This window comes from Endozoicomonas sp. SESOKO4 (assembly GCF_024606275.1).
On sequence record NZ_JAHHPS010000355.1, the window covers coordinates 1 to 2446 of the forward strand.

Here is a 2446-nt window from a genome sequence, read left to right on the forward strand (position 1 = left end):
GCCACCTTCAGCGACGATGGCTGCCATGTGGTAACCATCACTGGCAATAAAACGGCGAAAATCTTTAGTCATCAGACCGATGGTTCATGGGAAGAAAAAGACACCATTTGCCATAACAATATTGTTTTATCGGCCAACTTTAGCCCCAATAGTCATCGTGTTGTGACTGCCAGTTGGGATTTCATGGTGAAAATCTATGGCAAGGAAGCCGATGGATCATGGAAACAAAAAACCATCATTCCTCACAAGGTTGCCGTTGACTCAGCCATCTTTAGCCCAGACGACCAGCACCTTGTGACAGTCAGTAAAAATGGCACGGTAATAATCTATGGCCAGAAAACCAATGACTCATGGGAAAAAGAAGCCATCTTTCAACATAAGGAACATGTCAACTCAGCGAATTTCAGCCCAGATGGCCGCCATCTGGTGACTGCCTGCGACGACGGAACAGCAAAAATCATCGGTCTGACACCCAATGGCTCATGGTTAGAAAAAGCCAGTATTTCCCACAGGATCTGGGTCTTATCAGCCACCTTTAGCGCCGATGGCAGCCATGTGCTCACCGCCAGTGCTGACGGCGTGGTAAAAATCACTGAACTACGGGGGAATAATTGATTGCTGTGATTGCCTGACGCCATTTTGAGTGCGCCGAAAGACAGAAACTCTGTTAGTTTTCCTTAACAACATGTTACGAACTTTCATTCTAAAACTGACTCCAACTTTGTGGTATCGACATTGACTGTCCTTATTGATCGAAGATAAATACCCACTCCGGAGAATTCAGGAATGTATGGAATAGAGACTAACAACAGCATCGCAAAACCAAACTCGCCAGCCATCACGCAAGCTGAATTGGAGCGTGCATTGTCCTGTGTCAGTGCGGGTAGATCCGTCGCGGTTGCCGAAAAGAAGAAAAAAGACAGACCTTCATTTAAGTATTTTCCTATTTTATCCAGTTCCGTGATTTTCAGACGTTTGCGACTGCGGGATATTGTCAGTTTAAAACGGGTATGTACCCGCCTTCGCAATGGTATTCATCAGGATAATGCTCTGGCAAAAGCGTGGTATCGCCGGTTTCCTTCACCACAGCAGTATCAACTAAGGACATCCATCGATACAAAAAATCATGATCAACTCAGTGATTGGCTCAAGTCGTTCACAAACGATCAGGCGTTAGTGGACTCATTCACAGATCGCAAAACGGACAGGGTTCATATGCCAGCCCTGTTATTTTTCACCAAGGCCAAGCTGATGTCTGAATGTAAAACATTTGAATTAGTTACAACAACTATTGACGAAAATGACTACGTAACCTCAGCCAGCCTCAGTGTCGATGGCCGCCATCTGGTCACTTCCAGTGACGATAGCACGGCAAAAATCTACCTTAAAACGGCCGCTGGATCATGGGAATTAATAGAGACCATTCACCATACCGGAAGGGTCAATTCAGCCAACTTCAGTCCCGATGGCAGCCATCTGGTGACTGCCAGTAACGATGGCACTGCGATAATCTACGGCCACAAGGCCGAAGGGGCCTGGGAACCAGTAGGCAGTATTTCCCATAATAACCGGGTCGAATCAGCCACCTTCAGCGCCGATAGCCGCCATGTGGTGACCGCCAGCAACGATCGAACGGTAAAAATCTATGTGCTCAAGGACGATGGATCATGGGAAAGTAGAACCACTATCCCCCAACAAGGTTATATCAGTTTTGCCACCTTCACCCCCGATGCTCGCAATATAGTGACCAACAGTGAATATGGTACGGCGGAAATCTTTGGCTTCAAGGACGACGGATCATGGTTTGATATAGCCAGCATCGAGCATACTAACTGGGTAAGATCAGCGACTTTCAGCCCCGATGGCCGTCATGTGGTGACTGCCAGTATGGATAAAACGGCGAAAATCTATGTCCAAAAGGCCGATGGTTCATGGGAACCAAAAGACATCATTCGCCATAGCGGCTATGTTAACTCAGCCAACTTTAGCCCCGATGGCAGCTATGTAGTGACGGCCAGCGACGATGGCACGGTAAGAATCTGTCGCCAGAAAGCCAATGGATCTTGGGAACGAGAAGAAGCAGACATTGCACATAAAGGCGGAGTCTTCTCAGCCACTTTCAGTCCTGATGGCCGCCATTTGGTGACTGCCAGCACAGACGGAACAGCGAAAATCATTGGCCTGGGGGCCGGTGGGAAATGGTCAGAAAAAGCCAGCATTTCCCATAATGGCTGGGTCAGATCGGCCAAGTTCAGCGCCGATAGTCGCTATGTGATAACCACCTGCAACGGCCATTCGGTCCACATCACTGAACTGCGAAGCAATAATTCGTTGCTTGCTGTCACTGAGTAATGCCATTTTGAGTACGCTAAAAGACAGAAGTTCTGTTTATTGCCCTTAACAACATTTTTTGAACTTTCATTCAAAAACCGACTCTAACTCTGCG

At 47.4% G+C, this 2446-nt stretch carries 2 protein-coding genes; both read left to right on the forward strand.

Annotated features, from left to right (window positions below):
• The coding region (locus KDK16_RS07015; RefSeq protein ID WP_257275327.1) for a WD40 repeat domain-containing protein at window positions 1-615 on the forward strand (615 nt) is incomplete at its 5' end.
• A 171-nt stretch (window positions 616-786) separates the two neighbouring features.
• Window positions 787-2352 (forward strand): WD40 repeat domain-containing protein, encoded by a 1566-nt coding sequence (locus KDK16_RS07020; protein ID WP_257275328.1) that lies wholly within the window; start codon window positions 787-789, stop codon window positions 2350-2352.
• The last annotated feature ends 94 nt before the right edge of the window (window positions 2353-2446 follow it).